The organism is Campylobacter lari, from assembly GCF_900638335.1.
Lineage (GTDB): Bacteria > Campylobacterota > Campylobacteria > Campylobacterales > Campylobacteraceae > Campylobacter_D > Campylobacter_D lari_E.
In genome coordinates, this window is sequence record NZ_LR134508.1 from 1,247,341 (window position 1) to 1,270,231 (window position 22,891).

Below are 22,891 nucleotides of genomic sequence, written 5' to 3' on the forward strand. Positions count from 1 at the left end.
AGATTTATCTCCCATCTTAATTCCTTAATAATGCTATATATTCGCTTTGTTTTTCGTTTAAGACTTTAAAAGTGCTTATCATGTAAGAAAATTCATCATCACTTAAACCATAAAGTTCTTTAACCAATAAAGCATTTTTGGCTAGAGTTTTATAAATTTCATTATTTTGAATTTCTTCATAAAAATTCATAGAACAACCTTAGTATTTTTTAAAATGATAACAAAAAGAACTTTTTAAAATGCTAAGAAATACTATCAAGCTTTATAATGTAATTTAAATTTAGAATTAATAAAGACCTCACTGCCTATTTAAAAGAAGCCTTCCTTGAAGTCTTATCAGTAGCAAGGAACCTTTGATAGGATTATATTATTAAAATATTAAATTCTAATAAATCAACATACATGAAAAATTAAATTTGGTGGAGACGAGGGGAATTGAACCCCTGTCCAAAAATAAAACAACCACGGCATCTACATGCTTAGCAAAGGTGAAAAATTTCATCTAGCCAAACTCACCTTCCAAAATTTCAAGCTAGACTAAGACTTTAACTTCAATCAAAACTTGTCAAATTTCAATCTACACTATCAAAAATGACCAAATTCTAAGCTAGATAGTATCACTTAAAATTCAGGCTCAACTGAACTTACGCAGCTTTAGCGTAAGCAGGAGCAAATTTAACGTTGTTTGCGTTTAATTTTAATTTGAGCTTTATACGCTTTGCTCAAAGCGACATGCCACCAAGGCCACTCTACTCCTGTCGAAGCCAAGTCGTCCCCATTATTTAGAAATTTTATCAGGAACATTTGCAATTTGAGGGTTAAATACACTTAAAAAAGAAGCATTTTTTTCATAATCACTGCAATATCTATCAAGCTGCTCACCCACTAAAAACATCCAATCCACAAATTCATCGCTAGCAGGACCATCAAATTTAGCTGCTTCTTGCATAATTTCCTCACAAAATGTGCAAAAATTTGCAATTTCATCTAAATTTAATCTTTTAGCAGCCCAAACCACATTATGGATATTTTGCTCTAAGTCTTTTAAAGCTTCTTTGTATTTTGAGCTATCACTACTTAGCTTTACTATCAAAGGCTCTAAAACATCACAAAGACTTCTAAAAAAATACAAAAAACGCTCGATTTCTTCAAGCTCGTAATCTAACTCTAATTGCTCTAAAATTCCCATAAAAACTTCTATAATCTAAGTTTAAATATTTATTTTAGCAAATTTTAGATAAAATTAAAATTTCTTACAAAATAAAATGGAAAAAATATGGATAGAATCGTAGAGATTGAAAAATTCTCCCCTGATGAAACTTATGAAACAAGCCTTAGACCTTCAAATTTTGACGGCTACATAGGACAAGAAAACATTAAAAAAAACTTAGAAATTTTTATTAAAGCTGCTAAAAAAAGAAATGAATGTCTAGATCACATCCTTTTTAGCGGGCCTGCAGGACTTGGTAAGACAACTTTAGCAAACATTATCTCATATGAAATGAATGCAAATATCAAAACTACCGCTGCACCTATGATAGAAAAAAGCGGGGACTTAGCTGCGATTTTAACCAATCTTAGCGAAGGAGATATTTTATTTATCGATGAAATTCATCGCTTAAGTCCCGCCATAGAAGAAGTGCTTTACCCTGCTATGGAAGATTTTCGTCTTGATATTATCATAGGTAGTGGCCCTGCTGCACAAACAATCAAAATCGATTTGCCTAAATTTACACTCATAGGGGCTACCACAAGAGCAGGCATGCTAAGCAATCCTTTACGCGATCGCTTTGGTATGCAATTTCGCTTGGAATTTTATAAAAATGAAGAACTTGCTATCATTTTAGAAAAAGCAGCTCTAAAGCTTAATAAAACTTGTGAAAAAAAAGCTTCTTTAGAAATAGCCAAACGCAGCCGTTCTACCCCAAGGATTGCTTTAAGATTGCTTAAGCGTGTAAGAGACTTTGCTGATGTAAATGATGAAGAAATCATTAGCGAAAAAAGAGCTAAAGAAGCGCTTGATTCTTTAGGGGTAAATGAGCTTGGTTTTGACGCGATGGATTTGCGGTATTTAGAGCTTTTAACTGAAGCTAAAAGAAAACCTATAGGACTTTCTAGTATAGCTGCAGCATTAAGTGAGGATGAAAACACTATAGAAGATGTAATAGAGCCATATTTACTAGCAAATGGTTATATAGAAAGAACAGCCAAAGGTCGCATTGCAAGCTTAAAAAGTTTTGATGTTTTAAAATTAAAATACAACAAGGGTTTGTTTGATGAAAAGTAGTAATTTTTTCTTGATTAGTTTTATTTTGATCATTTTATTTTGGGTACTTTTTTTATTTAAACCTTTTTTGATGAATATAGCCATAGCAAGTTTAATGGCTGTTTCTACTTCTAATGTCAATGTTAAATTCTTAAATATTTTTAAAGGTAAAAAAGTCGTTGCTGCAGCAGCTACTACTGCTTTTATGCTGGCTTTATTTTTTATACCTTTTGTATATGCTATTATAGAACTTGCAAAAGCGGCTAGTGGTTTTAATATAAGTTATATCCACAATACTATAGAATATTTTAAAAATTATTCTTTACACCTACCTGAATCTTTAAGTTTTATAGAACCTAAAATTAAAGAAGCGTTAGCAAGTATTGACTTAAATTCTATTTCTAAAAATGTTTTAACCTATCTTTCAAGTGCAACTAAATTTGGGACTAAATTTCTAACTGATATGGTGTTAATTTGTGTGTTTTATTTCTTTGCTAATCTTTATGGAGCTCAACTCATTGGCTATATCAAAACCATAATACCTATGAAAAAAGAAGAAACTCAAGGCATTTTAAGCGAAGTGAGTAATGTAATGTCTGTTGTGTTTTATTCTATGGTACTAAATGCTATTTTACAAGGGGTGCTTTTTGCTATCATCACTAAATTTTATGGTTATGATGCGATTTTAATGGGGATATTATTTTGCTTTAGCTCTTTAATCCCTGTAGTAGGTGGAGCCTTAGTTTATGTGCCTGTTTCTTTATACGAATTTGCAAATAACAATCTAAGTGGTGCTTTAGTGATTTTCATTTATAGCGTGGTAATGATATCTTTTATCGCAGATACTTTAGTAAAACCTTATATCATTAAATGGATCAATGAAAAACTTGTTCAAATTCCAACACAAATTAACGAACTTTTAATTTTCTTTGCAATGATAGCAGGAATCTCAAGCTTTGGTTTTTGGGGTATTATCCTCGGGCCTGCTATTTTGACTTTTTTTATTTCAACTTTAAAATTATATGTAATTTTAAAAGAAAAGCATTTCCTATAATCTATACTGCCAAAGCAGTATAGATTATTAAAAACTTCCAACCACACAAGGATTCATAGTTTTAAAATTATCACTTACTATACAGGTTTTACCTTTTTGATTCATAGAAGCTTCTTCTATTTCTTCTTGTTCTTCCTCATCATCTAAACTATCATTACCTATAGAGTTAAAAGTAGAACTTTGTTCAAAACTTAAAGAAAAATCTGGTTTATTATCTATTGGTGGCTCAATTGGATCAATAGGTTTTTCTGGCTTATCTATTTCACCACTACCATTGTTATTATCTTTGATAGAAGCTAATATAGGATAAGGTATATTTAAAGCTTGCAAATCTCCTTCAACAATAAAATGTCCGTTAGATTTTTCACTTGCTTGTGTTTTTAAATCTTCAAAGCTATTAATTAATTCTTCTATAGTTTTGGTTTCACCTTGTGCTTGAGCTATTAAAGCAAATAATTTATTGCTAATATCTTTAAAAGCTTGATCATTTTTATTTGCTAAACCTTTATTAATTAATTCTACATATTTATTATAAGCTAAGGCTAATTTATTAAGTCTATTATAATAATCTTGCGTATTGAAATTCTTATTAGCCTCGTTGATTGAATTTACTAAAGGTTTTAATTTATCATTGATAAAAGCTAAAAGTTCTGCTTTATTGGTTTTAAATTTATCATACTTAGAATAAGCTGTTTTATAATCATTATGGAATTTTTCTAATATTTCTTTCATACCTTCTTGACCATATAAAGCTTCTAAGAAAGATATACTTTGAATGATACTTTCACTTAGGCCTTGAATTTTATCAAGATCTTTTATATCCACCCAGTAATTTCCTGCAAATATTTCATCAAGCCATTGGTTTAAATCTTTTGCACTAATTACATCATCACTTTCTAAAACAACATCAGGGTCGGTAGTAGGTTTAGATGGAGAATTAATATTAAAATCTTTTGTAAAAACTAAATTTCCATCTTTATCTTTATGTAATCCATCTTTATCTAACTCTGCTGATACTTTATTTTCAAAATCAGTATAACCTGAATTTGTATTGGTGTATGTGTGGATATTTATTTTATCTAGAGTATTACCCCAACTATTTTGATCAGCAACAGCATTTCCTAATTCTCCAGCTTTATGATAAACATGGATATTGTTAAAAGTTGTCTGTCCATTTAAATTACCATAAAATTTACCAATATAAGATTGTCCATTAGTACTATTTGATCTTATATTGTGATTATCACTAATATAAATAAAAATATTGGAGAAATTACGGTTGCTATATGGACTTTCTATATTACCAACAAATATACCCGAATAAGAATCATTTTGCATGGTATTACTAAAAATACTTCCTATATTAGTTATAACAATATTTCCGAATTCCCCTGAAGCTATATTTCCAGAAAATCCTCCAGAAGATGCTTCTCTATTGCCAAAAGGATCGCCATTTATGTTGTTGTCACTAGAAATTTCTTTGATATTGCTTACAGAAATATTATTATATATTCCTCCATGAATATCTGCAGTAAAACCACCAGCAGAAGACAACATGCCACTACTTTTTATTAACTCTATATTATTTATTTTTATATCTGAAAATTTAGATTTGTCGTTAACATAATACAACCCTATATTACCAGAAAATCCACCTGCTCCACTATTACTCATCTTTCCTCCACGAGTACCCTCTTTTCCTCCAATAGCAATAATATTTGATATATTATCAACTACAATATTAGAAAAGATATCACTTTCACTATAAGCTATATCCCCAATAAAACCTCCAGAAAAACTCCCTTGGTTATCTTTCGCTTCACTATATATATTTTTAATATTTGAAACTATAATATTTTTATAATTTATATAATCATCATCATAACCATAAGATTGTCCAGCAAATCCACCGGATTTAGAGGCATTACCAGTACCAATAGCAACCCCTCCTTCTGTTTTAGAAACTATACTGTTAATATTTGATATTTTAATATTTGAATAACTACCTCCAGCAACACTTCCAACAAATCCTCCGACTAATGCACTAGCAGAATCTTGAATATTCTTGCCGTAAATTTTATTTATATTTGATATTTCTATATTGCTTACATTACTTCGATTTAACTGACCAGAAAATCCTCCCACAAAAACATGACGATAATTACCATTAATATTATTTTCAATTTCAATATTATTTATATTATATATCTTTATCTTGTCAAATTTACTATTTTCACCATACCCAACAAAACTACCAATAGCGATAGAATTATAATCTCCATTAGATTTTATAGAACCATTCATATAATCAATATTTATATTTTTAAATACTGCTCCTTTTGAGCTTCCAAATAAACCAACATTCATATTTTCATCAAAAGATAATACAGTAGCATCTATATTGATATTTTTTAAAGTATAACCTTGTCCATCAAAAGATTTATCAAAAGATTTTAAATAACTCCGATTATCTCCATTTCCTACTATCATAGAAGTACAACCAAGACCATCTATACAATAATTAGCATAGTTTTTACCTTGATTACCACCAAAGTCTATAGAATTTATCAATCGATATTCATTGGCGGTATTTCTAAATTGTTCGTTTTCATTCCAACCTTTTGCAAAGTGCCACCAATCTATATCACTTCCTATACTGACAAATTTTTCAATATTTTTTGCATTGGTTAGATAATTTCCTTTTACGAAGTTAGCTTTATTGTATTTATTTACATTATTATAATAATCTACAGAACTAATATATACATGAGATTTATCTAAAGCACTAATAAAATTATAATCAGACTGAATTATAGATTTTCCAAAATCCACAAAAACTTTATTCCCCACTAAATGTGTTTTAGATTTTTCATTACCTAATTTACCATCTTGTATATCTACCTTATTCCCTATAAGTAATACATCATTAGCATTAATATTACCCATATTTACTACATTACCTGCTTTATGTGGTTTAAACACAGGGGAAAAAGTATTATAAGCAAGTTTTCCATCTGCAAACTCTTGCATACTTTTACTATCCATCGATGAAGTCGAAGCCACAAAGCGATTAGCATTGATAGTTCCTGTTTTAGTAATGATTACTCCATTAGGATTAATTAAAAAGACATTTTTGCCATTTGCATTTAATAACCCTTCTATAGTAGATTTACTTGTTCCATGAGCAATGTTTAGGTAGTTTTGGCTTTTACCTCCAAAATTTACACTTTCACCCTTACCTATATTAAAACCACCACCCCATTGTATGATAGAGTTTTGTTTATTACCTGCAATGTTCATCTCTTTGCCATTAATACTTATACTCCCACTAGTGCCATGAGTAAATTTACCTCCACTAGGTAAAGCAAAAGAAGATGAAAAGAGCAAAGATGCTACTATATTTGAAAGAAGAATTTGTTTTGAAAGTTTTTTACAAGAAGAAGTTAAATCAAAATTATTCGATTCCCCCCCCCCGTGGAATAAATATTAACATAATAAATCCTTTAATAAAAATTTATGTATATTAATATTATATTTATAAAGAAGTGCTTAAGTGGATGGTGCTAAATTTTAGACTTAAGTTCTTCTTCGTTGATGATTTTTTTATTATATTTTACCACTAGAAATTTGGAGTTTTTATATACATCTAAAACTCCATTTATACTTTTAATCATGTTTAAATCATGCTTTGTTTCTAAAGATAAATAGATATTTTTAAAATCAGCTGGGCTTTGTAAAAATAAAAGCAAGATAAACCAAATCAAAGACAAGGCTATCAAAATAAAAGCAAGAGCAACTAAACTAAAATGGTGTAAAAAATACCCTCCAACAACACCACCTAAAAAGCTTCCAAAATAACCAAAAGCATTAAACACACCCAAAGCTGCGCCTTTTTCATTTACCTTAGCAAATTTACTCGCACAACTTTGCATGATAGGCTCATGCAAATTAAACCCTATAAAAAATACTACAACACCCACCATAAACACCAAGGCATTATGTGAAAAGGCAAATATAACATAAGCAATGATAAAAAATGCCACACCTAAAAGTAGTATTTCTTTACTTAAGCCTCTTTTTTCTCCTAAAGATCCTGATAAACCCATAGCTAAAAACCCAAGCACCATAGAACTAACATAAACATGCCATAAATTCTCACTTGGGTAGTTAAACTCATGCACCAAAACCAAAGGGATACTTAAAAATGCTATACTCATAAGCATTTTTTGCATACAGTTAGTAAGATTCATCAAAGCTAAGTTTTTTTCTTTTAAAAGTTTTTTTAATGGGGTTTTAGTATTTTCATGCACTATTGTATGCTCTTTTGGAACAACGCTAAATAAAAGCACTATACAAATTAAACTCAAAATCGCACTTAAATCAAACAAACTAGAAAGTCCAAATTTAGCACTCATTAATGGAGAAAGCACCAAAGAAGCTGCAAAAGAAAGCCCTATAAATGAACCCATGATAGCCATAGCCTTGCCACGATTTTCTTCATTGATAAAATCACTTATCATAGCAGTAGCTACTGCTCCTATGGCTCCTGCTCCTTGCAATAATCTTCCAAACATCATCGTATAAATATCATCAGCATATGAACACACCAAAGAACCTATGATAAATACCACAAGTCCTATTAACATGGTTTTTTTGCGTCCTATTTTATCTGAAATCATACCAAAAGGAACTTGTAATGCCATTTGAGTTAGAGCATACACGCCTACTAAAAGCCCTACTAAAAACTCATTAGCTCCTTTTAAATTTAAAGCATATAAACTTAAAACTGGTAAAACTATAAACAATCCAAAAAATCTAGTTCCTACGATAAAAGACAAAGGTAAAACAGTTTTTAACATCTTCTCTCCTTATAAAGGATAATTTTACTATGATTTTGATAAACTTTTTTTAAAGTTAAAATAAAAAGAGTAATTTATGAAGAAAAAATTAAAAATCATTCTAGCAACTTCTAACGCACACAAAGTAGAAGAAATCAGAAATTTTTTAACTACTTATGAAATTTATGCCTTAAACGAAATCATCACTCCTTTTGAGATCATCGAAGATGGTGCGAGTTTTAAAGAAAATGCTTTGATAAAATCTAAGGCTATTTTTAATGCCTTAGGCAAAAAACAAGATGAATTTATTACCTTAAGCGATGATAGTGGTATAAGCGTAGAGGCTTTGGATAATGCACCAGGAATTTTTTCTGCAAGATACTCTCAAGAAGGCACTGATGAGGCTAATAGAAACAAGCTCATTCAAGCTTTACATGAAAAAAATCTACACCAAAGTAAAGCTTTTTACACTGCAGCCATAGCTATAAGCTCAAAGTATGGACATTTTAGCACACATGGATATATGCATGGTCTTGCCATTGATACTCCAAAGGGTAATAATGGCTTTGGATATGATCCTTTATTTGTCCCAAAAGGTTTTGATAAAACCTTAGGTGAATTAGATGAGCAAGTAAAATTAAAAATTTCACACCGCTCACAAGCACTAATGTTTGCTACTTATATTTTAAGAGCATTAGAAAAAATGGAGCATTAATGAAACAATTTATAAAATATATGCTTATTGCTTTTGGGCTTTATGTGATTTGGATGTTGTTTTATTATAATTTTGCTTAAGATAATGATAGCTTAAAATAAAACTTGGTAATAAAAAAAGCGAACCAAATAAAAGCAAACTCATAGCCAAAACAGTAAGCAAACCAAAATAAATCGTCGGGATAAAATTACTACTAATCATCACTAAAAAGCCTAGAATAATCGTAACACTAGTATAATAAATTGCACTTCCTATACCCATATGTGAAGCTTTTATAGCCTCTTCTAAGCTTTTATGTTTTAATTCTTCTTTAAAACGATGAATATAATGAATCATATCATCAACCCCTATTCCTATACAAATAGCAGCTATGGTAATACTCATAATATCAAGCGGTATATTTAAAATACCCATTAAGCCAAATACTAAAGCCAAAGGTATGAGATTAGCCAAAATCGCCACAAAAGCATAAACAAAACTTCTAAAAATCACCACAAACAAAGCAAAAATCACAAGCACCACAAAGGCTAAAGTGTCAAATTGTGATGAAAAAAGACTTTGAAGCATATTATTATACAAAGGCATAATACCACTGATTTTAACTTCTACATTATCATTTTGCAAAAGCTCATTTAAGTCTTTTTCAAGCTGTTTTAAAAAAACATCGCGTCTTAAATTTGGATCACTATCTAGCATACGCACGCTAAATCGCAGCTCGTTATTTTCTACACTTACATAAGGGGCTAAAACTTGCTTTTTAAAATTCTCATCTAAATTTTCATATAAAAACGCTAAGGCAAAATCATCTAAAGCCTTACCATCATTAATACTTTTTCCAAGTTCTAACAAACTTTGTAAGCTAAGCACAGAGCCTACGTATTTTTGCTTACTTAAAAACTCATGAACCTTAGCAGCTATTCTTGTTTTTTCACTACTAAAAAAATACCTATCATCTTTGGCCAAATCATCAAATTCTTGTTCAAACTCATCTAAACTTTCATTTTTTTTTGGATCTTGCTTAAACTTGACAATCACATCTAAAGGCATAGTTCCACCTAGCTCTTTATCTATAATCAACAAACCTTGTTTTATTCTAGAACTATCTTTAAAATAACTCACAAAACTATTTTCCACTTTAATTTGTAAAATTCCATACAAAGCAAAAACTACGCAAAATAAACTTATACCATAGATAACTTTTCTATGTTTTAAACTTACATTTGCGCAAAAACTTAAAAATTTCAATGAATTTTGATTAAGCTCTTTAAAATTTAAACGCGGCATTAATATCAAAATACTTGCAAAATAAATATAAGCTAAAATCAAACTTACACTGATACCAAGACTCATCATAATACCAAGTTTGATAATAGGCTCAATATCTGAAAAAACAAAACTCAAAAATCCAACAACTGTGGTTAAAATAGCAAAAAAACTAGGACTTGCTTTATCAAGTAAGGTTGAAAGCAAAAGCTTATAAACGCTAGCTTTTGGGTGTTTGTGTAAATTTTCTATAAAATGCACGATTAAATGTATCACAACAGAAACAGTGATAATAAGCACTAAAGCAACATAGTTTGAAGAGACCACAGTAATATCAAAGCCCAAAAGTGCAAAAATCCCGCTTGAAGTAAAAAGAGAAATCATACAAATTCCCAAAGCCAAAAACACCAAACGCAAAGAACCAAAAAACCACCAAAGTGCTATAAGTAAAAGTCCTACTAAACTAAGACCATAAATTTTTAAATCACTTTTTACATAATTAATCATATCATTAGCGATCATTTCTACACCGCCAAGGTGCAAGAAGTCTCCATTTTGACTATACTTAGATACTATTTTAGTGATTTCTTCTAATCTTTTTGCGCTAAATTCTCTTGAGTTTTCTTGGTGCTTTTTAATCAAGGCTCTAAAATGCTCTTTTTCATTTTCGCTTTTTGCATTATCTCTTGAATTAATCAAGTCATTATAAACAAGATCAGGCGCTAGATAAATCAAAATTCCCGTTGTTTTTCCATCTTTTGAGATGATATTGTCTTTATAAAAGGGTTGGTTTAAAATTTCTTTTTTAGCTAGATTAACATCCACATCTTGACTAAAAATATTAGGTATATTTTGGATAAGCTCTTTTAACTCTTTACCTTTAGAACTTGCAAGCAAAGGTGCATTAGCGATAGAAAATACCTTTTGTACTCCATTGATTTTTTCTAAATCAAGAGTTAAGTTTTTTATAGTTTCTAAATTTTCTTTAGTAAAAATATCATTATCTTTAGGAGCAAAAGCAAGCATTAAAAAATTATCATTACCATAACGTGCTGAAACTTCTCTATATAGTTTCAAACCTTCATCATGTTCTAAAAGCAAGCTTTCAGCACTTGCATCAACACTTAAATTTTTAGCAAAAAAACTAAAAAATATACAAAAAATTAGAGTAATTCCCAAAGTTAGCTTTGGGAAATTAAGAAAGATTTTTAAAATTTTACTTAGCATTATTTAGAAAAATCAACACTAGAAAGCTTTTCAAGCAAGGTTTTAAAATCACCATTTTGCAAGACATCTTTAAATTGTGAGCGATAAGTTTGTATGATACTTATACCAAAAATATCCACATCATAAATTTGCCAATCATTATTTTTATCATAAAATTTAAAGATCACAAAATTTTCTTTGCCATCTACTATCATGGAAGTTTTTAAAAAAGCTCTTTTATTTTTTTCTTCTAAATTAATTACTTTTAATTTTTGAGAATCATACAAAGCAAGCTTGTCTGTGAAACTTTTTTTAAGGTTTTTTTCAAAAGCTTTGTTAAATTCATTTTTTTCGTTTTCACTTAATTTTTTATATCTTGTAGAAAGACTAAGTTTAGCCATAAGTTCATAATCAAAAACACCATCAAATAAAGTAAAGATTTTTTCCGCTGCTTTGGCTTTATTGTTTTTATTTTGATCTAAAATTTTTAAACTCTCATCAATCTTTTCCTGCATGGTTTTAGAAATATCTTGCAAATTTAAAGCAAAGGCAAATACTACGCTAAAAAGCAAAACTATGATTTTTTTCATTTATTCTCCTTATTTGATGAGTTCTTGGCGTCTTTGTTCATACGCATCGCGTATAAAAGTATAATAATCTACACTATTTTGGTAAATATCATCTATTTTTTCATGTTCAAAACTTAATTCATTCAGTTTTAATGCAGCATTTACACCCACACCAACCCAAAAATTCTCAATATACCCCTCAGGCACCATAAACCAATTTACAGGCAAAGCTAAAGCATCTCTTACATTATAAGGACCTAAAAGTGGAAGTACTAAGTGTGGTCCACTACCTACTCCCCATTTACCCAAAGTTGTTCCAAAGTCTGCTTCATAACTTTTTAAAGGAGTTTTGCTCGCACTATCTAACAAACCAAATCCAAAAATCACATTCACACAAAATCTTCCAAATTCCTCGCCAGCTTTTCTAAATTCTAAACTTAAAAGGTGGTTGATAAATCTAAAAGGCGATCTTGTGGTATCAAAAGCATTTTTTACTCCTGTTCTTATAAAACTTGGAGTAACACTTTTATAAGAAAGTGCAACTGGCCTTAAAAAATAAGTATAAAGATCATAATTAAATTTACTCATAGCTTTATTGTAAGTATAAAAGCTATCTTTGACTTCTTTTTTTTGATATTCTTGTTCAAAATCTTCAAAGTCATTTGCTAAAACTAAAATATTCAAAAATAAACACAAACTTAGTATATATTTTAACAAGTTTTTCCTTTTAAAATTTCATAAATTAAAATCGTAAATTATACAAAAATTAAAATAAATTTTTACATTAATATGCTTTTAAAATATTCTTTAAAAAAATTAAAAATTTTTATTTGCTTATAAAATAAGTCTTAGAAAATATGCAAAAAATACAAATTTATTTTTGCTTTTAAAAATAAGCTATAATTTTTTCAAAATTTACAACTAAAAGGATAAAAAATGAAAAAAATTTTCGCTCTACTTTTTTTGTGTATTTTTAGCTATGGCGCTGATGTAAATATCGCTGCAGCTGCAAATGTAGCTTATGCTTTTAAAGCCTTACAAAAAGAATTTCAAAAAGAAAACCCTGATATTAGTATTAATGTAAGCTTAGGTGCTAGTGGAAATTTAGTCTCACAAATCAAAAATGGAGCGCCATTTGATATATTTATGGCTGCAAATATGAAATTTGCACAAAGCTTGTATGATGATAATTTTGCTAGCACAAAACCTGTTATTTATGCTCAAGGAGCTTTAGCTTTATTAAGTGTAAGAATGGATTTAAACAAAGGATTAGACACACTTAAAGAAGAAAAAATAAAAATCATTACCATAGCTAATCCCAAAGCAGCTCCTTATGGTCAAGCTAGTATAGAAACTTTACAAAATGCTAAAATTTATGAGCAAGCAAAAGCTAAAATCATCGAAGCAAAATCTATAGGAGAAGCACTTACTCAAACACTAAAAGCAGCCGATGCGGGTTTTATAGCAGCAAGTGCTTTATATGAAGATACGCTAAAATCTTATAAACTCCAAGAAGGAAAAAATTATATTTTAATCAATCCAAAGCTTTATGAGCCAATCAATCAAGGCATTGTTATCACTTCTTATGGTAAAAATAATGCCAAAGCTAAGAAATTTTATGATTTTATTTTAAGCAAAAAGGCTAAGGAAATTTTCAAAGCTTATGGCTATAATATCCCATGATTAAAGCTAAAATAAATACTATAAAAAATCATGAAAATATAAGCTGGGTAGAATTCCTTATAAAAAAACATAAATTATATATGCTTGCTTTAGAACTTGATGAAAAAGCAAGCATTAACCAAGAAGTTTTACTTGCTTTTAAAAGTAGCGAGTGCTTGCTTAGTAAAAAAAATTTAGAAAATTCATTTTTAAATACCTTTTATGCAAAAATCATTGATATTTTTCAAGGACAAATCATCACTATAATAAGATTAGAAAATGAAATTTGTACTTTCGAAGCTCAAATTAGCACCCATGAGTTTTTAGAGCAAAATTATCAAAAAAATGATTTTGTATTTGTTTATGTACATCCTAGTGCTTTATTTATTAAAGAGTATTTATGCTAAAACTTGACTTTGAAAAAATCTTTAAAAATAAAGAAAAAGAATTCAAACTTAAGGTTAATTTTGAAGTTAAAGAAGGAGAATTTTGTGCTATTTTTGGAAAAAGTGGTAGTGGCAAAACTACGCTTTTAAGAATTTTAGCAGGTTTTGAAAAAGCGCAAGGAATTTGCACTTTTAATAATACGGTATTTTTTGATGATAAAAACTTTCTAAGCCCGCAAAAAAGAAAACTTGGCTTTGTTTTTCAAGATTATGCTTTATTTGAAAATATGAATGTAGAGCAAAACTTACTTTTTGCCAAAAAAGATCTAAAATTTGCTAATGAGCTTTTAGAACTTTTAAATTTAAGCAAACACAAAAAAAGTCATATTTTAGAACTAAGTGGAGGACAAAAACAACGCGTAGCTTTAGCAAGAGCCATTATGCAAAAACCCAAACTTTTACTTTTAGATGAGCCATTTAGCGCCTTAGATAATGAGATAAAACTGCACTTGCATGATTATCTTTTAAATATACATAAAACTTACAAAATCACTACTATTTTAATCAGCCATGATGTAAGTGAAGTTTATAAACTGGCTAATAAAGTCATTGTTTTAGAAAATGGAGCCATCATCAAAAAAGGTTCGCCTAATGAAGTTTTTTTAAAGACACAAGGCTCGCAAAAATTTGCTATAAAAGCACGCATTTTAAAACTACAAAAACAAGATAGCATATTTATAGCCATACTTGCCATAGGTAATCAAATCAGTCAAGTAGCACTAAGTCCTTTAGAAGCTAAAGATTTTAAAGAAAACGATGAAGTACTTTTAAGTCAAAAAGCTTTTGCGTTAAATTTAGCTAAGATATAAAAAACAATGCTAAAATAAGATAAATTATTGCAAGGTTATAAATGACTTATGGATTTTTTATCTTAAAATTTTATACTAGCTTATGGACAAAATGGAAGATAAGATTATCTTATGGTTATTTTATAACTCCTACTGCGCCACCTTTTATCCTTTTGTAATTTCATTTTTAAATTAGTTAAAAGGATATAAAATGCATTGGTTAGTTTTGGCAATTAGTATAGTTTTTGAAGTGATTGCGACAAGTTCAATGAAGTATGCAAGCATTAGCAAAAACAATCTTTACTTAATTGTTTTTGCGATATTTTTTTCATTTTCTTTAGCAGGCTTGTTTTATGCTTTGAAAAAATTGATTTAAGTATAGCTTATGCTATATGGGCTGGTTGCGGTATAACACTTATTAGTGTTGTGGGCTTTTTAATCTTTAAAGAAACAATAACCATTAATAAACTTATTTTTATTGTTTTAATTGTCATTGGAGTTGTGGGATTAAAACTTAGTGCTTAAGCCTTTTGGCTTAAAGCACATTCATACTTTGTATCATTACTTTTGCTTTGCATTCAGCACAGCAATATAGTGTTTTTATCTTGGCTTCATCGCCCATAAATCTTGGCTTCATAATGCTAGCAATTTTTTCAATAGCCTTTTTAGTAGCAAATTCTTTCCCACATTCTACACAAGCAAAAAGCTCATCTTGAGCTAAAACCATAAAAGAAAAATACTCTTTTTCTAAGTCTATCCCACTTCTTTGAAGCATTAAAGTATCTTTTTCAGCACAACTTGCTTCACAATATCCACAGGTGGTGCATAAGCTTGCATTAAATTTCAAAGAATTATCCTTAGCATCAGCTACTAAAGCTCCTACGTTACAAGCTCCCACACAAGAAAGACATAAGGTGCAGGTATCTGTATTGATAGTGATTTTTCCATAGCGTATCCATTCTTTACTTGGAATATTGCCTAAATTTTCTTCTTTTATAAGCTCTCTTAATCTTATAGCAAAATCTTCTCTTTTTAAAAGCGCAGGATTATAAGATATAAATTTAAGATTTTCTATAAAATGTGCTTGATTTATAGCCTCTAAAAGTTCTTTTTCATCTTTAGCTAGAAAAATTGCATTTTGTTTAAATTTTCTTTGAAAAATTTCATTCATCAAAGCTATCACTTCTAAAGCACCTTGTGATAAGCCATCGCTATAAAAAATCACACTCGCACCACTTGTTTGAAGCATAGCTAAAAAATGCGCTTGATCAAGATAGTTTTCGCCTTTAATCATAAAAGGCATTACATCTTCTTTTAAAGCGATATTTAAATTTTCTATAGACATTTTCTCAGGGATTATTAAAATGATTTTATCTTCATAAAATTTTAAAATTTCATAAAAGCTATTACGTGGCATAGGTGCATAATCAAGCGCCCCACTAGGACAAACCCCCACACAATCACCACAGCTTAAACAATCCACATGAGAAAATTCTAATTTTCTTTGCTCATCATCTTTTAAAATAGCCACACTAGGACAAATTTCAGCACATTTTCCACAATGAACACTTCTTCTTTCATGGTATTGACAAATGCTATCATCATAACTAATATAATTTCTAAATTTATATTTTGGAGAATTAGAATTTAAAAGTTTTATAAGTTCTTCTTGACTTAAGGTGGTTAAATCGTAACAACCACTTTGTTGATCAAAACTTTCTTTTTTTACATCATATAAGAAAAAATCACAATCAATCTCTACTTGCTCATTATCTTTTAAAGCTATCACACAAAGCTCACCTACGCAACCTAAAATACCCAAACATTGCTCATTGCTTAGTTTTAAAACCTTGTATTCTTGTTTTTTTAAACTTTTTATAAGCTCATTTTGATTCTCATTGCTTACAATAATTACATTTTTACCCACTTCTTTGGTGTATTCTAAATCAAGTCCCAAATCATAAATTTTAGATCTAATCTTGTATAAAGACTCAATGGTTTTAGCTTTTTTTAGCACATCATCTTGTGAGTTTTTAAGATAAAAATTAATCTCAGGCGCATAAACTTCAGGGTTTAAAAGCTTTGAATTTCCTATAAAAACTTCTTCATTACAGGCTTTTTGAACTATGCTAATATCATCACTTAAAGGAATTAAATCTTCATTTTCTAAAAATACAAAATCTTTCATAATGCTCTCTTTTTAAATTTTTAATCTTAATTATATAAATTTCATTATAAAAAAGTTATAATTTTACTAATTTATTCTTAAGGTTTAAGATGAACAAATTTAGAAATTTTCCACCCATAAACACACTTATAAACGATAAAAACTTGGCTAATTATCCTTTATATTTAAGATCTCATTTTGCAAAAATAGTTGTTTCAAATTGTAAAAAAGAACTAAGTAAAAATGAAAATTTAAATTTTAGCTTGCAAGATTTGCTAAGTAAAATTGCTCAAAGTATTGATGAGTTTTTAAATATGCAAAGTCAAAGTTTGATCAATGCTACTGGAGTTATCATTCATACTAATCTTGGTCGTAGTATTATTGATGAGAGTATTTTTGAAAGAACTAAAGAAATCATCTGCTCTTATTCAAATTTAGAGTTTAACATGCAAAGTGGCAAAAGAGGCTCAAGGTATGATGCACTTAGTGCGAATTTAAAAATATTATTTGATTGTGAAGATTGCTTGGTTGTTAATAATAACGCCTCGGCTGTATTTTTGATCTTAAACACCTTAGCAAAAAATGAAGAAGTTATTACTTCAAGAAGTGAGCTAGTTGAGATTGGGGGAAATTTTAGAATTCCTGAAGTTATGCTAGCAGCTGGTGTTAAGCTAAAAGAAATAGGCACGACTAATAAAACCCATCTGTATGATTATGAAAAAGCCATCAATGAAAATACTAAAATGATTTTAAAAACTCATCGCTCTAATTTTGCTTTTAAAGGATTTTTTGAAGAAGTAAGCTTAAGTGAAATTCATGCTTTAACAAAAAAGAAAAAACTCATATCTTATTATGATTTGGGTGCTGGCTGGTGTGAAAAAATTAATAAACAACTTAGTAAAAACGAGCCAAGTGTGAAAGAGCTTTTAAAATATTGTGATATTTTAAGTTTTAGCGGTGATAAACTTTTTGGTTCTACTCAAGCAGGCATTATACTTGGAAAGAAAAAATACATTCAACAATTAAAGAAAAATCAACTTCTAAGAATGCTAAGGGTTGATAAAATCACTCTAGCTTTTTTAAATGAAACTACCAAAGCATACTTAGAAAAAGAATATGAAAAAATTCCTACACTAAAACTTTTAAATGATGATTTAAAAACCATAGAAAAAAAAGCACTCTTTGTTAAAGAAAAAATTCCTACAAAATGTGAGTTGAAAGCTTCTAAAAGTTTAGTAGGTGGTGGATCTATGCCCGATAAAAGCTTAGATACTTTTGTGCTAAGTTTTGATGAGAAAGCTTTGCTTTTACAAGAAAAATTTAGAAAAAAAGGTGTGATTGGCCGTGTTGAAAATGGGCATTTTGTGCTAGATTTTAGAAGTATTTTAGAAAAAGATTTAAACCGTTTAATCCACGCTATCAAAGAGGTATTTCATGCATAGTATCATCATAGGCACTGCTGGGCATATTGACCATGGTAAAACTTCGCTTATTAAAGCTTTAAATGGTTTTGAAGGTGATAATTTAAAAGAAGAGCAAGAAAAAGGTATTACGATTAATCTTAGCTTTTCAAATTTAAAAAGTGAAAATTTAAATATTGCTTTTATCGATGTGCCTGGGCATGAAAGTTTAATTAAAACTATGATAAGTGGTGCTTTTGGCTTTAGAGTATGTATGTTTGTCATAGATATAAATGAGGGTTTAAAGGCTCAAAGTATAGAGCATTTAAGGGTTTTGGAATTTTTAGGCGTAAAAGATGTAGTGCTTATTTTAAGTAAGGTTGATTTATGCAAAGATTTAGCGCAAAAACAAACAGAGCTTTTAAAAGAATTAAAAGCCTTTAAAATCAATATCTTAAAAGTTTTCCCAACAAGCATTTATGATGAGCAAAGTATATTAAATTTAAAAAACTATTTACTTAGTTTAAAGCCTAAAGAAAATGATGAAAATTTGATTTTTAGATACTACATTGATAGGGTTTTTTCTCTAAAAGGTATAGGCACGGTAGTAACAGGGAGCTTAAATGAAGGAAAAATCAGCAAAAATGAAAAAACCTTTTGCCTTGAAAATCAAAAAGATATCATTGTAAAAAACATACAAATTCATGAAGAAAATGTTTTAGAAACAAAAGCTTATAATAGAGTTGCTTTGAGTTTAAATTGTGATTATCATGAATTAAAAAAAGGCTATGTATTAAGCAAAAAAGGTGTTTTTAAAAGCTTTAAAAGTATCGATGGGGTTGTTTTTAATACAGAGATTAAACATGGGAGTATTTTAGAATTTTGTAGTGGTTCAAAAAAGCTTAATGCAAAAATTAATGTAATCAAAGAATTTGAAGATAAAACTTATATTAGCTTAGAGTTTGATAAAAGCCTACCTTTGTGTTTTGATGATAAATTTATCTTGCTTGAAAATGGGCGTATTAAAAGTGGTGGTGTGGTATTAAATGCAGTGAGTGAGCCTTTAAAAAAAGATATAAAAGCTAAGTATTTAGCACTTTTAGAACAAAAAGATTTTAAAAAAGTATTTGAGTTTTTAAAACAAACTCACAAACTTGGCTTTGGCTTGCTTTCAAGCTATCAACGCTTTAAACTCACTCATGAGCAAGCCTTAAACTTAGCAAAAAGCTTAGATCGTGTTTTTGTTGATGAGCAAGCTTTAAATGTGTATGATTTAAATGCTATGCAAACTTTGAAAGAATTTATTGATTTTATTTTCTCTAAAAATCCTTATGCTTTAATCTCGCCTCATTCTATCGCCTTAAGGCTTAGCTGGGCGAGTGAGAGTTTTTGTGCTTATGTACTCAAGCAAATGCAAGAAAAATTAGATTTTAAAGATGGCATATGGTTTTTAAAAGGACAAAATTTTGAAAAATTACAAGAAAAGGCTCATTGTGAGCTTTATGAAATTTTAAAAAAAGAAGGCATAAAACCTACCGCACCTTACAATCTTTATGAATATTTAGAGCTTGATAGGAAAAATGGAGATCTTATCTTAAAAAAACTCACCAAAGAAAACAAAGTCAAAAGATTAGCACATAATCTTTTTATAGAAAAAAATGCCCTTGAAAATCTCATGCAAGAGTTTTTAAATCTTTTACAAAATCATCATTTAGATGTCGCTTTTGTAAAAAATCATTTTCAAATTTCAAGAAAATATGCCATAGCTTATTTAGAATACCTTGATAAAAACTATCCTCAAGTGATAAAAATTGAGGAAAAAAGAATGCTAAAAGTCTAAGTGTTAAAATTTACATTTTATAATGTATGGAAATTTAAAATAAAGGAAAAAAATGAAAAAATCTCTAGCTCTTTTAACTCTTGCTAGCTCTTTATTTGCTGCAAGTAATGAAGAAATTATTAATTTTTTTAAGAAAAATCCAAATTTATCAAATGCAAACATCAGTGTTTCTAGTAGAGAAAAAATTCCTGACACTAGCTTTGAAGCTGTGGTAGTTAATTTTGAAATTAGTGGTAAAAATTTCCAAGAAATCGTTTTTACTCAAGATAATATCATCACAACTGAAGTAATTGATGTAAAAAAAGGTGAATTTTATTCTCAAGTTTATCAAGCCAAACTTATGGAAAAACAACAAGCTGAATTTTCAAAAAAAGCTCTAGTGGAACTTAAAAAAGAAAAAATGTTTATTTCTTTAGGTGATAAAAACAAACCTTTACTTTATGTTTTTAGCGATCCTGAATGTCCATATTGTAGAATGCATTTAGATAAAATAGAAGAAACACTAAAAACTCATCAAGTTAAATTTATCTTAACTCCTATCCATGATACAAGCGCATTTGAAAAATCTGCATTAATTTATAAAGAAAGTAAAAACATTAAAGATGATACACAAAAAATCGCTATCATGAAAAAATACTATGATAAAGACTTAAAAGATTATAAAAAGCCTAGTGAGGCTGAGGTTAAAGCAGTAAGAGAAACTTTTGCAAAATACTCTAAACTCGGTCTTCGTGCCGTACCAACCATAATCGATGCTCAAAAATAATCTTTTCTTACTTGTGCTTGCACTATTTTTAAGTGCTTGCACAGGCCCTATGCAAACTTTTATCCAAACAAACAATGAGGGTATTTTCCTACATGCTAATAAAAATCAAAGTTTTTCTTTACACATCAACAACCCTTCAAAATTAAACACAAATTTAGAAGCCAAACTCACTCAAAAATTACAAAATTTGGGATTGGTTTTAGATAATACTCAAAGTGATTATAAAATCTATCTCAATATAGTAGATTTTAAAAAATTTTCTTACGCACAAAGGCTAATTGCCTCTAATGCGAGATTTTTTTATAATGACTTTGATAAAATAGATGATGTTTTTGAAATGGAAGTAGAAAATTACTATCTTTTGCAAGTTAATTTACAAATTAGCTCCAAAAACTCTACTCAAAGCACCTCGCTTTTAGCAAGAACTGCTTATCTTAGCAATATAGATAGAGCCAAAGAATCTTTAGAAGAAAAAATTGCTAATCAAATAACAAGCTTTTTTTATATGCATTAAAGATGGCATTTAAGCCATCTTTTTAAATATAACCATGATCAATCATCGCATCAGCTACTTTTTTAAAGCCTGCTATGTTTGAACCTACTACTAAATTTCCTTCATGATTATAAGCTTTTGCACACTCGTATGAATTTTCAAAAATATTTTTCATAATCTTATGCAATTTTGCATCAACTTCCTCAAAACTCCATTGACACATACTTGCGTTTTGTTGCATTTCAAGTTGAGAAGTCGCTACACCGCCTGCATTTGCAGCCTTAGCGGGGGCAAATAAAAAGTCTTTTTGATTTAACATAAAATCAATCGCTTCAAGTGTGCTTGGCATATTAGCTCCCTCTGCTACCATACGACAACCATTGTGATATAAGGTTTTAATATCTTCTAAATTTAACTCATTTTGCGTAGCACTTGGAAAAGCTATATCACAAGGTATGCTCCACACCCCATTACAACCTTGTTTATACGCGCTTTTTGGAGTAAAAATAGCACCTTTTTTAAGCGCTGCATAATCACTCACCCTAGCTCTTTTTACTTCTTTAATTTCTTTCAATAAATCTAAATCTATTCCATCTTTATCATAAACAAATCCATCGCTATCGCTTATTGTGATTGCTTTTGCACCAAGTTGATGTAATTTTTCTATGGTATAAATTGCCACATTTCCACTACCTGAAACTGCACACTCTTTTCCTTCTAATGCATTGTTGTATTTTGCTAGCATTTCTTGAGTAAAATACACGCAGCCATATCCTGTTGCTTCTGTTCTTGCTAAACTTCCACCCCATGGAATTTTCTTTCCCGTTAAAGTTCCATCAAAATTAGAGCTAATTTTCTTATAAGCTCCAAACATATATCCAATTTCCCTAGCACCAACCCCTATATCACCCGCTGGTACATCAGTGCTTGCACCTATGATTTTTGAAAGCTCGGCCATAAAAGCTTGACAAAAACGCATAATTTCTGCTTCACTTTTACCTTTAGGATCAAAATTTGCTCCACCTTTAGCACCGCCTATCATCAAACCCGTTAAAGAGTTTTTGAAAATTTGCTCAAAACCTAAAAATTTCAAAACATCTAAATTCACACTAGGATGAAATCTAATCCCACCTTTATAAGGACCTAAACTAGAGTTAAACTGCACTCTATAACCAAAATGCGTTTGAGCTTTACCTGCATCATTGATATATACAACTCTAAATATAGTTGTTTTTTCAGGCATTACAATACGCTCTAATATTGCATGATCTTGATAAGTTTTGTTAGATTCAAGTAAGGGTTCTAAAGAATTTAACACCTCAGTTGCTGCTTGAAAAAAAATAGGTTGTCTTGGGGAAATTGTTTGAATTTTTTCTAAAGTTTCGTTGATATATTGTTTAGCCATACTCATAAATTGT

General features: G+C 29.4%; 18 protein-coding genes, 1 other RNA gene and 2 pseudogenes. 11 read left to right on the plus strand and 10 right to left on the minus strand.

What is annotated here, in order from left to right:
• Positions 1-16 precede the first annotated feature (16 nt).
• From EL235_RS07890 to EL235_RS06370, 3 genes and pseudogenes are all read right to left on the minus strand, one after another.
• Positions 17-178 (minus strand): annotated as a pseudogene (locus tag EL235_RS07890) (hypothetical protein); the annotation flags it as partial.
• Between the two features lie 239 nt (positions 179-417).
• Positions 418-777, minus strand: a transfer-messenger RNA (tmRNA) gene (gene ssrA / locus EL235_RS06365).
• A gap of 1 nt (position 778) precedes the next feature.
• Complete coding sequence (locus EL235_RS06370; RefSeq protein ID WP_039619086.1) at positions 779-1,189, minus strand: hypothetical protein; 411 nt, start codon at positions 1,187-1,189, stop codon at positions 779-781.
• Positions 1,190-1,276: 87 nt separating this feature from the next.
• On the opposite strand from EL235_RS06370, the gene ruvB reads away from it, so the two are divergent.
• Positions 1,277-2,287 (plus strand): Holliday junction branch migration DNA helicase RuvB, encoded by a 1,011-nt coding sequence (gene ruvB, locus EL235_RS06375; RefSeq protein ID WP_039619088.1) that lies wholly within the window; start codon positions 1,277-1,279, stop codon positions 2,285-2,287.
• Complete coding sequence (locus tag EL235_RS06380) at positions 2,277-3,320, plus strand: AI-2E family transporter (protein WP_114640589.1); 1,044 nt, start codon at positions 2,277-2,279, stop codon at positions 3,318-3,320. Before ruvB ends, EL235_RS06380 begins: the two co-directional genes overlap by 11 nt.
• A gap of 27 nt (positions 3,321-3,347) precedes the next feature.
• On the opposite strand, the gene EL235_RS06385 is transcribed toward EL235_RS06380, so the two are convergent.
• Positions 3,348-6,707: a two-partner secretion domain-containing protein gene (locus EL235_RS06385; protein WP_164717499.1), complete on the minus strand. Its 3,360-nt coding sequence runs from the start codon at positions 6,705-6,707 to the stop codon at positions 3,348-3,350.
• 176 nt (positions 6,708-6,883) lie between these two features.
• Positions 6,884-8,179: an MFS transporter gene (locus EL235_RS06390; protein WP_039626922.1), complete on the minus strand. Its 1,296-nt coding sequence runs from the start codon at positions 8,177-8,179 to the stop codon at positions 6,884-6,886.
• A gap of 76 nt (positions 8,180-8,255) precedes the next feature.
• Between EL235_RS06390 and EL235_RS06395 the strand changes: the two genes are divergently transcribed.
• Positions 8,256-8,873 (plus strand): non-canonical purine NTP pyrophosphatase, encoded by a 618-nt coding sequence (locus EL235_RS06395; RefSeq protein WP_039626924.1) that lies wholly within the window; start codon positions 8,256-8,258, stop codon positions 8,871-8,873.
• Positions 8,874-8,897: 24 nt separating this feature from the next.
• On the opposite strand, the gene EL235_RS06400 is transcribed toward EL235_RS06395, so the two are convergent.
• From EL235_RS06400 to EL235_RS06410, 3 genes are read right to left on the minus strand one after another with little or no spacing between them, the layout of a single operon-like run.
• On the minus strand, positions 8,898-11,363 hold the full coding sequence (locus tag EL235_RS06400; protein ID WP_126341067.1) for an efflux RND transporter permease subunit: 2,466 nt from the start codon (positions 11,361-11,363) through the stop codon (positions 8,898-8,900).
• Positions 11,363-11,932, minus strand: coding sequence for a transporter, toluene tolerance family (locus EL235_RS06405; protein ID WP_039626928.1), 570 nt, complete (start codon positions 11,930-11,932; stop codon positions 11,363-11,365). The genes EL235_RS06400 and EL235_RS06405 overlap by 1 nt, the downstream gene beginning before the upstream one ends.
• 9 nt (positions 11,933-11,941) lie before the next feature.
• Positions 11,942-12,628 carry an MlaA family lipoprotein gene (locus EL235_RS06410; RefSeq protein WP_114640593.1) on the minus strand — a complete coding sequence of 229 codons (687 nt, stop codon included), beginning with the start codon at positions 12,626-12,628 and terminating at the stop codon, positions 11,942-11,944.
• 219 nt (positions 12,629-12,847) lie between these two features.
• Here EL235_RS06410 and modA point away from each other — a divergent pair, with 219 nt between their 5' ends.
• From modA to EL235_RS08125, 4 genes and pseudogenes are all read left to right on the plus strand, one after another.
• A complete protein-coding gene (gene modA, locus EL235_RS06415; protein ID WP_114640594.1) occupies positions 12,848-13,594 on the plus strand; it encodes a molybdate ABC transporter substrate-binding protein in 747 nt (248 codons plus the stop codon).
• Positions 13,591-13,980, plus strand: coding sequence for a hypothetical protein (locus EL235_RS06420; protein ID WP_039626933.1), 390 nt, complete (start codon positions 13,591-13,593; stop codon positions 13,978-13,980). The genes modA and EL235_RS06420 overlap by 4 nt, the downstream gene beginning before the upstream one ends.
• Positions 13,974-14,828 carry a sulfate/molybdate ABC transporter ATP-binding protein gene (locus EL235_RS06425; protein WP_114640595.1) on the plus strand — a complete coding sequence of 285 codons (855 nt, stop codon included), beginning with the start codon at positions 13,974-13,976 and terminating at the stop codon, positions 14,826-14,828. Before EL235_RS06420 ends, EL235_RS06425 begins: the two co-directional genes overlap by 7 nt.
• A gap of 247 nt (positions 14,829-15,075) precedes the next feature.
• A pseudogene (locus tag EL235_RS08125) lies at positions 15,076-15,332 on the plus strand (DMT family transporter).
• A gap of 10 nt (positions 15,333-15,342) precedes the next feature.
• Here EL235_RS08125 and EL235_RS06435 read toward each other — a convergent pair.
• A complete protein-coding gene (locus tag EL235_RS06435; RefSeq protein WP_114640596.1) occupies positions 15,343-16,995 on the minus strand; it encodes a 4Fe-4S dicluster domain-containing protein in 1,653 nt (550 codons plus the stop codon).
• 89 nt (positions 16,996-17,084) lie between these two features.
• Here EL235_RS06435 and selA point away from each other — a divergent pair, with 89 nt between their 5' ends.
• Genes selA through EL235_RS06455 form a run of 4 tightly spaced genes read left to right on the plus strand, consistent with a single transcriptional unit; the run spans position 17,085 to position 21,494 of the window.
• Positions 17,085-18,416: an L-seryl-tRNA(Sec) selenium transferase gene (selA, locus tag EL235_RS06440; RefSeq protein WP_114640597.1), complete on the plus strand. Its 1,332-nt coding sequence runs from the start codon at positions 17,085-17,087 to the stop codon at positions 18,414-18,416.
• Positions 18,409-20,214, plus strand: coding sequence for a selenocysteine-specific translation elongation factor (gene selB / locus EL235_RS06445; RefSeq protein ID WP_126341068.1), 1,806 nt, complete (start codon positions 18,409-18,411; stop codon positions 20,212-20,214). Before selA ends, selB begins: the two co-directional genes overlap by 8 nt.
• A 52-nt stretch (positions 20,215-20,266) precedes the next feature.
• The gene (locus EL235_RS06450; RefSeq protein ID WP_126341069.1) at positions 20,267-20,980 is read left to right on the plus strand and encodes a bifunctional thiol oxidoreductase; all 714 of its coding nucleotides are present in this window, start codon (positions 20,267-20,269) and stop codon (positions 20,978-20,980) included.
• Positions 20,967-21,494, plus strand: coding sequence for a hypothetical protein (locus tag EL235_RS06455; protein ID WP_126341070.1), 528 nt, complete (start codon positions 20,967-20,969; stop codon positions 21,492-21,494). The genes EL235_RS06450 and EL235_RS06455 overlap by 14 nt, the downstream gene beginning before the upstream one ends.
• A gap of 22 nt (positions 21,495-21,516) precedes the next feature.
• Here EL235_RS06455 and gdhA read toward each other — a convergent pair whose 3' ends face one another.
• Positions 21,517-22,884: an NADP-specific glutamate dehydrogenase gene (gene gdhA, locus EL235_RS06460; protein ID WP_080750165.1), complete on the minus strand. Its 1,368-nt coding sequence runs from the start codon at positions 22,882-22,884 to the stop codon at positions 21,517-21,519.
• Positions 22,885-22,891: the final 7 nt, after the last annotated feature.

What these genes read in the sequence shown, in the direction of transcription:
- EL235_RS06400 (WP_126341067.1), bottom strand. Translation starts at nt 11,363, where the DNA reads ATGCTAAGTAAAATTTTAAAAATCTTTCTTAATTTCCCAAAGCTAACT.
- EL235_RS06395 (WP_039626924.1), top strand. Translation starts at nt 8,256, where the DNA reads ATGAAGAAAAAATTAAAAATCATTCTAGCAACTTCTAACGCACACAAA.
- modA (WP_114640594.1), top strand. Translation starts at nt 12,848, where the DNA reads ATGAAAAAAATTTTCGCTCTACTTTTTTTGTGTATTTTTAGCTATGGC.
- selB (WP_126341068.1), top strand. Translation starts at nt 18,409, where the DNA reads ATGCATAGTATCATCATAGGCACTGCTGGGCATATTGACCATGGTAAA.
- EL235_RS06380 (WP_114640589.1), top strand. Translation starts at nt 2,277, where the DNA reads ATGAAAAGTAGTAATTTTTTCTTGATTAGTTTTATTTTGATCATTTTA.
- EL235_RS06450 (WP_126341069.1), top strand. Translation starts at nt 20,267, where the DNA reads ATGAAAAAATCTCTAGCTCTTTTAACTCTTGCTAGCTCTTTATTTGCT.
- EL235_RS06455 (WP_126341070.1), top strand. Translation starts at nt 20,967, where the DNA reads ATGCTCAAAAATAATCTTTTCTTACTTGTGCTTGCACTATTTTTAAGT.
- selA (WP_114640597.1), top strand. Translation starts at nt 17,085, where the DNA reads ATGAACAAATTTAGAAATTTTCCACCCATAAACACACTTATAAACGAT.
- EL235_RS06435 (WP_114640596.1), bottom strand. Translation starts at nt 16,995, where the DNA reads ATGAAAGATTTTGTATTTTTAGAAAATGAAGATTTAATTCCTTTAAGT.
- EL235_RS06390 (WP_039626922.1), bottom strand. Translation starts at nt 8,179, where the DNA reads ATGTTAAAAACTGTTTTACCTTTGTCTTTTATCGTAGGAACTAGATTT.
- EL235_RS06405 (WP_039626928.1), bottom strand. Translation starts at nt 11,932, where the DNA reads ATGAAAAAAATCATAGTTTTGCTTTTTAGCGTAGTATTTGCCTTTGCT.
- ruvB (WP_039619088.1), top strand. Translation starts at nt 1,277, where the DNA reads ATGGATAGAATCGTAGAGATTGAAAAATTCTCCCCTGATGAAACTTAT.
- EL235_RS06425 (WP_114640595.1), top strand. Translation starts at nt 13,974, where the DNA reads ATGCTAAAACTTGACTTTGAAAAAATCTTTAAAAATAAAGAAAAAGAA.
- EL235_RS06420 (WP_039626933.1), top strand. Translation starts at nt 13,591, where the DNA reads ATGATTAAAGCTAAAATAAATACTATAAAAAATCATGAAAATATAAGC.
- EL235_RS06370 (WP_039619086.1), bottom strand. Translation starts at nt 1,189, where the DNA reads ATGGGAATTTTAGAGCAATTAGAGTTAGATTACGAGCTTGAAGAAATC.
- gdhA (WP_080750165.1), bottom strand. Translation starts at nt 22,884, where the DNA reads ATGAGTATGGCTAAACAATATATCAACGAAACTTTAGAAAAAATTCAA.